5 protein-coding genes are annotated in these 7,422 nt (G+C 67.0%); 3 read left to right on the top strand and 2 right to left on the bottom strand.

Going from position 1 to position 7,422, the window contains the following annotated elements; translation table 11 throughout:
• Positions 1 to 262 precede the first annotated feature (262 nt).
• Both VGC18_RS13625 and VGC18_RS13620 read right to left on the bottom strand, forming a co-directional pair.
• Positions 263 to 2,143, bottom strand: a complete 1,881-nt coding sequence (locus VGC18_RS13625; RefSeq protein ID WP_331098301.1) for an FAD/NAD(P)-binding protein — start codon at positions 2,141 to 2,143, stop codon at positions 263 to 265.
• A complete protein-coding gene (locus tag VGC18_RS13620) occupies positions 2,140 to 3,762 on the bottom strand; it encodes an ABC transporter ATP-binding protein (RefSeq protein WP_331098299.1) in 1,623 nt (540 codons plus the stop codon). Before VGC18_RS13620 ends, VGC18_RS13625 begins: the two co-directional genes overlap by 4 nt.
• 141 nt (positions 3,763 to 3,903) lie before the next feature.
• Between VGC18_RS13620 and VGC18_RS13615 the strand changes: the two genes are divergently transcribed.
• The 3 genes from VGC18_RS13615 to VGC18_RS13605 are packed head-to-tail and all read left to right on the top strand — an operon-like array spanning position 3,904 to position 7,314.
• Positions 3,904 to 5,442 (top strand): ABC transporter substrate-binding protein, encoded by a 1,539-nt coding sequence (locus tag VGC18_RS13615; protein ID WP_331098297.1) that lies wholly within the window; start codon positions 3,904 to 3,906, stop codon positions 5,440 to 5,442.
• Positions 5,443 to 5,494: 52 nt separating this feature from the next.
• A complete protein-coding gene (locus tag VGC18_RS13610; RefSeq protein WP_331098295.1) occupies positions 5,495 to 6,424 on the top strand; it encodes an ABC transporter permease in 930 nt (309 codons plus the stop codon).
• Entirely contained in the window at positions 6,421 to 7,314 is an 894-nt protein-coding gene (locus VGC18_RS13605; RefSeq protein ID WP_331098293.1) for an ABC transporter permease, read from the top strand. Before VGC18_RS13610 ends, VGC18_RS13605 begins: the two co-directional genes overlap by 4 nt.
• Positions 7,315 to 7,422: the final 108 nt, after the last annotated feature.

Here is a 7,422-nt window from a genome sequence, read left to right as displayed (position 1 = left end):
GGGTTCTGGACCAGATAGCCGAGCACGAAGGCCTGCTCGCGGCTGAGCTCGCGTTCGCGCACCCAGTCCTGGCCGGCCTGCATCTGGGCCCATCCGATCCAGCGGACCAGCTCGAGGCTGGTCGTCGTGGTCATCTCCGGTTCATCCATAATTAGGACTCTAACTATTAGAGATCTAACTGTCAAGGATCGAGCCGTTTCGCCGCTCGTCGGGGCAGACGGATCGAAAACCGCTCCCTCCGTTCACCACGGCGTATCCGTCGCTAGCGTCGGCTCAGCAGCAGCGAAGCGAGCCCCGCGGCGACCGTATCGGTCTCGCGCAGGAAGGCGGAGTTCGGTTCGATGGTCGGGCTTACGATCGTGAATATCTGCACGCCTTCGGTCGGGACTCCGAGGACGAGCAGACAATCCTGTGCAACACCGTTCGCGCCGATGGCACGCCCGGTGTCGAGGTCGACGTCGATCGCTCCCGTCTCGATGCCGCCCACACGATGTGCGCGGAGCAGTCCGCGATCGAGGAGTCGTTGCAGGAGCGGGTCGGCGCTCTTCGTCACGGCCGGCCGGTGCATCCAGGCCTCAAGCAGATGTGTCGCGTGCACTCGGGAACCTCTCACCGCGGGCGACTCGGCCTCGAAGCCCGAGGATGTCGTGGTCACCCGCATGTCCGGCCCGACACCATGCACCATTCCGGCGTCGAGCAGTGCCTCCAGCTCCGCCATCCGTCGAGGGGGAGGTCCGCCCGCGAGCGCCGCGCCGAGCGCCGAGAAACGAGGGTATGGGCCGTCGTAGTCAGACGGGACGAGCTGGCCACCGCGGATCAGCGGGCCGACGGCCTTGCGTGCGGCCCCATACACCGCCGCGGCCACCTTGAGCGGGCTGACCTCGCGGCCTCCCTCGTGCAGCTCTCGTCGCACGAATTCGCGAAGCGCCTGGTCGAACGCGTCGGGCGAGACGAAGTCGTCGTCGAGGGGGCGGCCCAGTCGGTGGAGGTCCAGTCGCAGCCCGGGGTCGGAAACGGAGGCTTCGACTGCCGAGCGCTCCCTCTGCGTACCGAGCGCCGCGACGAGGGCGTCAAGACGACCCCCGATCGAGTGGGGATCGGTCTCGGCGAGTGCGCGGTAATAGGCCTCCAGGGCATCCGCCTCGATCGCCGGCAGCAGTTCGCGCGTGAGATCGATGGGGCGTCGGTCGGGTAGTCGGGCCGCGACGACCGCTTCGGTCCGTGGAAGACGGATGCGCGAGCGCAGGGAGAATTCGGACTTGCTGCGGTGGGGCACTCCGCGGCCGGATCCCACGTGCAGCACGGGCTCCGCCCCGCTCGCCTGGTAGCGAAGACGCCCGGCCCGCGAGATGAATCGACCGCCGCGACCCTCGGTGAGCAGCGCCATGCTGTCGAAGAAGTTCATGCCGAAGCCGCGGACGATCAGGTGTTCGCCCGGCGCGATGGCGTCCAGATTCTGGTCTATCGCGGTGGCGGGGGCGATCCGCCGGGCTGTCGATGCGGGTGCGCCCTCCTCCACCGCGGGCAGCCAGCCGAGCGACAATACCGCGGCATCCACCACGAGGGGGTCGCTGTCGGCCAGTGCGACGCGGTATCGGCCGTCCGGAAGACGTTCGACATCGTCTGCGTGGGTGCGATGCTCCCGCACCTCGACGCCGGCGGGCAGCATCGCCAGCGTCCGACGGAGAAACCAGCGCAGGTAGAGGCCGTAGATGGCTCGGCTCGGATAGCCGTCCGCCGTGAGGCCGCGCATCTCACCGAGGTAGGTGCCGGGAACTCCGGCGACCGGCTGTTCCGCGAGCATTCCGGTCGGCTCCGAGGCATCATCGCCCGTTACACCGTCATGCTGTGCGACGACGGCGCGACACCAGTCGAACAGGGTGAGACCTGCGGCGGGCGGCGCCAGCGTGGTCATCGAGGTGTCGGGAAAGAGCGTCGTGCTCCCGACCGGGGAATTCATCAGCAGCGACCGCGGCTGGTCGGTACGCCAGACGGCACCCGGACCGGGTTCAGCCGGATCGATGAGGTGGATGACGAGTCCGGTCGGCACGTCGCGGTCGCGGAGAATCATGGTGAGGCGTTCGAGAATGGAGGCGCCGCGCGGCCCGACGCCGATCAGCGCGAGCGAGACATCGGCGGTCATGCCGCCGGTCGGGGCACGGCATCCAGCAGCAGACGGGTGTATTCGGCCTTGGGCGAGCCGAGCACTTCTCCGGTCGGACCGGACTCGACCACGCGGCCGTCATGCATCACGATCACGTTGTGGGCGAGCTGGCGCACGACCGCGAGATCGTGGGAGATGAAGACGTAGGCGACACCGAGCTCGCGTTGGAGTCGCTTGAGCAGGTCGACGATCCTCGCCTGGACGAGCACGTCGAGAGCCGAAACGGGCTCGTCCAGCACGACCAACCGGGGCTGGAGCGCGAGAGCCCGTGCGATCGCGACGCGCTGCTTCTGGCCGCCGGACAGCTCGTCGGGATGCCTGCCGAGCAGGTCACGGGACAGGCCGACGAGATCGGCGAGCTCGTTCACCCGCGCTCGGCGGCCGCGGGCATCCTGATCGCCATTGATGAGCAGGGGATCGGCGATCGCGCGTGCCGCGGTGAAGCTCGGGTTGATCGACGATGCCGGATCCTGGAACACGGGCTGCACCTCGCGGCGGAAGTTTCTCAGCCGGTGACCGCCGATCGTCCATGGATCGACTCCGTCGAACCTCACGGTGCCGGACGTCGGCTCCGTCAGTCGCAGCAGCATCCGCGCGACCGTGCTCTTGCCCGATCCCGACTCGCCGACGATGCCGAGCGTACGCCCCGCGTTGAGGTGGAAGGAGACCCCCTCGACGGCGGTCGTCTCGCGGCCTCCCACGCGGAATGTGCGGCGCAGATCCTGCGCGCTGAGCAGGAGCTCGCTCTCCCCGCTCGCCTCCGGTGCGCTCGCCGTGTGGAGGGCGGGTGCGGCGGCGAGAAGCTCGCGGGTGTACTCGTGCTGGGGTGCGCTGAGCACCTCGCCGGCACTGCCCGTCTCGACGATCCGCCCTTCGCGCATCACGATCACCCGATCGGCGCGTTCGGCGGCGACCGCCAGGTCGTGGGTGATGAAAAGCAGCGCGAGCCCGGAGGCGGAGACCATCTGCTCCAGCCGATCGAGGATCCCCTTCTGCACGGTGACGTCGAGGGCCGAGGTGGGCTCGTCGGCGATGAGGAGTTCGGGTTGGCTGGAAAGCCCGATCGCGATGAGAGCACGCTGCCGCAGGCCGCCGGACAGCTCGTGTGGATACGCCGCCGCCCGCTGGACGGGATCGGTGACGCCGGCACCCGCGAGCAGTTCCACGGCGCGTCCAGCCGCTCCGCCGCGGTCGACCAGCCGGTGCGCCCGCGGTCCCTCGGCGACCTGGACGCCGATGCGGATCAACGGATCGAGATTCGACTGCGGGTCCTGGGGCACGTAGCCGACGACCCGACCGCGCAGCTGGTCGAGCTCCCGAGGATCTCGAGCATCGCGGCCCATCAGGAGGATCTCACCGCCGACGATCCGCGCTGACGGGACGAGCAGGCCGAGCACGGCCGACACCAGCGTCGACTTGCCGGATCCCGATTCGCCGACGATGGCGACTCGCTCTCCGCGGCGGACCTGCAGGCTGATGCCGTCGACCGCCCTCACCGATCCGCCACGGCCATCGGGAAACTCGATGACGAGGTTTTCGATGGAGAGCACCACGTGCGCGCCTCGTCCGTCCGAACGGACAGTCGGCGTTGTGGTCATGGCTCCCATTCAAGTGCGGACGGGGCCGTTCGACCGCCAGTGTGACATACCGTTACGCCCCGCATCGGCGCGGGCGCGGAGTGCTGGATAGCGTCTAGAGAGTCATCCGTCCGCAACCCACCCACCGACTAAAGGTTGTTCATGCCTCGATTCAGACCCGTCCTCGTCTCAGCCGCGGTCCTCGCAACGGCGGCGCTGGCCATGACCGGCTGTGCATCGTCCGCCACCGCTACCGGCGGTTCCGGCTCGGGCACGGCGCCAACGTCCATCGCGATCGGCCTCACGAGCGCCGTGGTCTCCTTGGACCCGGCCGATGCCGGCACCGTTCGTTCCGATCGCGGCGTTGCGGCATCCGTCTACTCCGCGCTCGTCTCCGTCGACGCCAAACAGAAGCCGCATCCGGATGTTGCGACGAGTTGGAAGCAGCTGAGCTCGACGGAGTGGCGCTTCACCCTCAACCCGAAGGCGGTATTCAGCGACGGCACGACGCCGGTCGACGCCGATGTGGTCAAGTGGAACTTCGATCGTCTGCTCTCTCCCACGTCGAAGCACTCCATCTCCGCCTACCTGCAGACGATCAAGTCGGTCGACGTGGTCGACAAACACACCGTCGACGTGACCCTCAAGGGGCCGGACGTCTCGTTGTTCCTCGTGCTGCCCTACATCGACTTTCTCGATCCGGAGTGGGCCGGAACACATCAGCCCGCCACGGAGGCCTTCGGAAGCGGCCCGTACGAGGTGAAGAGCTTCACCCCATCGGGGGACATCCAGCTCACAGCGAACCCGAACTACTGGGGTGCCAAGCCCGCGATCAAGAATGTGAGCTACCACGTCTACTCGGATGCGACGGCAGAGGCCAACGCACTCATCACCGACGAGATCCAGTTCGCCGGTGATCTCGAGCCGAAGGACCTCAGCCGCGTGAAGCAGGTCTCCTCCCTGAAGCTCGTGCAGGCTGCCAGCATCCGGGCGGCGTTCATCAAGCTGAACACCGAGCAGAAGCCGCTGGACAACAAACAGGTGCGTCAGGCGCTCAATTACGCGGTCGACAAGAAGACCATCATCAAATCCCTGCTCGGCAATTCGACCACGGAGAGCCAGGGACAGGTGTTGACGCCCTACTTCGTGGGGTTCAACAAGTCGCTGAAGCCCTACCCATACGATCCGGCGAAGGCGAAGAAACTCCTCGCGGCAGCCGGGTACCCGAACGGGTTCACGCTCACCATCGACGTGCCGATCGGCACATACGTCGAGGGTCAGAACATCACCCAGGCGATCAATCAGCAGTTGCAGAAGGTGGGTGTCACCCTCAAGGAGAACGACCTGCCCTTCGCCACGTATCTGCAGCGGTACACCACCCTGCACCAGCTCTCGCAGGCGGCGTATCTCACACAGTCGCAGTTGAGCACCGACCGCTTCCTCGGCCTGTTCCAGACGGGGAGCCCGTACGCGTATTGGGAGAACGCGGAGTTCACCGACGACGTGAACAAGGGTCGTTACGCCTTGACGACCGCGGAGGCCGCTTCGTACTACGAGAAGGCCGTCACGGTCATGCGCGACGAGGCTCCGGTGATCTTCCTCTTCCCGCAGCCCAAGGTCTACGCGGTACCGAAGGACATCACCTGGACCGAGCGTGACGACGAGTGGATCCTTCCGGCCGATTTCGGCGTGGCGAAGTAGGGGACGGGAAAGGCGGACGGGGTCGACGGGACACGGGGGAAGGCGCTGAGGGATGGCACGATATCTGCTCACTCGCGTGATCAGCTCGGCGATCGCCGTGCTCATCGTGGTGACCCTGGTCTTCTTCTCGCTCAACCTCGCCGGTGACCCCGTCCGCCTTCTCGTCGATCCCGCCGCTCCTCAGAGCGTCGTCGACCAGTTCCGGCACAATCTCGGCTACGACCGTCCGCTCTGGGTGCAGTACTTCATCTTTTTGAAGGAGGCCGTGACACTGCGTTTCCCCGACTCGCTGCTGTACCACCAGCCGTCCGTTGCTGTGGTGTTCGCCCGCATTCCGGCGACCGTCGAGCTCGCGGTCACGGCGCTGGTCCTCGCCCTCGCGGTGGGACTGCCCCTCGGATACCTCGCTGCGCAGGGGCGTAATGCTTTCACCCGGACCGTGACGAGCTGGCCGGTCGGGCTGCTGCAGGCCTTTCCCTCGTATTACCTCGGAATCGTGCTCGCGCTGGTCTTCGGCGTGGGGCTGCGGATCCTCCCCACCGGGGGAAGCGGCGATCTGCGGCACCTCATCCTCCCCGCCGTCGCCCTCGCGCTGGTGCTGATGCCGACGGTCTCACGGGTGTTCCGGCAGAGCATCGGACAGGTGGCCGGTCAGGACTTCGCGCGTACCGCGCTCGCCAAGGGGATCGGACGGCGTCAGGTGGTTCTCAGGCACATCGTGCCCAACGCGCTGCTGCCGGTCGTGACCATCGTCGGTCTGGAACTCGGCACCCTGTTGGGCGGCTCGATCATCCTGGAGCAGGTGTTCTCCTGGCAGGGCATCGGCCAGCTCGCCATCGGCTCGATCCTCAACCGGGACTATCCCGTGGTGCTCGCGCTGGTCACGGTGCTGTCGATCATCTTCGTGGCGCTCAACCTCCTCGTCGATCTGCTGTACGGGTTCATCGACCCCCGAATCCGCCTGACGGGAGGACGACGGTGAGCGCCGTGGATCCCGAGACCCCGACGATCTCGACCCTGCTCGACCGTGATCCGATCCTGCGCACGACCCGACGTTTCCGGGCTCCGTTCCGCGGCAATGTCGGGTTGTGGATCGGCGTCGGGATGCTCGCCGTCGTCGTCATCTCGGCGGTCGCGGCCCCGCTCATCGACCCGGTCAACCCGCTGACGCAGGATCTGTTCACCATCGCGCTGCCGCCAGGGGTATCCGCAGCGCATCCCCTCGGAACCGACCAGCTGGGTAGGGACATCCTCAGCCGACTGCTCCGCGGCGGCGAGCTGCCGTTGTTCATCGGTGCCCTCTCCGTCGTCGTCGGAGGTGTTTTCGGAACCCTGCTCGGGCTCATCGCGGGCTATTTCGGCGGCTGGGTCGACCAGGTGTTCAGTAGGCTGTCCGATTCACAGCTCGCCCTTCCGAGCATCCTCATCGCGATCACCATCCTCACCTTCGCCGGGCGGAGCACGTCCAACCTCATCATCGTGATCGCGCTCGGCGGCTGGCCGACCTACTACCGCATCTGCCGAGCGCAGGCGCTGCGCCTGCGGGACATGCCGTTCGTGGACGCGGCGGTCTCCGCCGGCGCCGGCCCCATCCGAATCGTGCTGCGGCAGCTCCTGCCGTCCATCCTCGGTGTCGTCGTCGTCACGGCGACGCTCGACTTCTCGCGCTCCGTGCTGATGGCATCCGGACTGACCTTCCTCGGCCTCGGTGTGCAGCCGCCGACGGCGGATTGGGGTCTCATGGTCGCCGAGGGCGAACCGTACCTCGCGACGGCGTGGTGGATCTCCACGTTGCCCGGCATCGCCACGGTCCTGGTGGTGTTCTCCGTGAACCTCATCGGCGACCGGCTGATCGTGGCAAACCGGAGATGACCGATCCGCTCTCGACAGGAAGAAAAACAGCATGGTGACACGCGGCAGGGTACGGATCGGGATCGACGTCGGTGGCACCTTCACCGACTTCGTCGCGGTGAGCGACGG

This window comes from Lacisediminihabitans sp. (genome assembly GCF_036404185.1).
In the GTDB taxonomy this organism is placed as follows: Bacteria; Actinomycetota; Actinomycetes; order Actinomycetales; family Microbacteriaceae; genus Lacisediminihabitans.
This window is presented reverse-complemented; position numbering and strand designations above follow the sequence as displayed.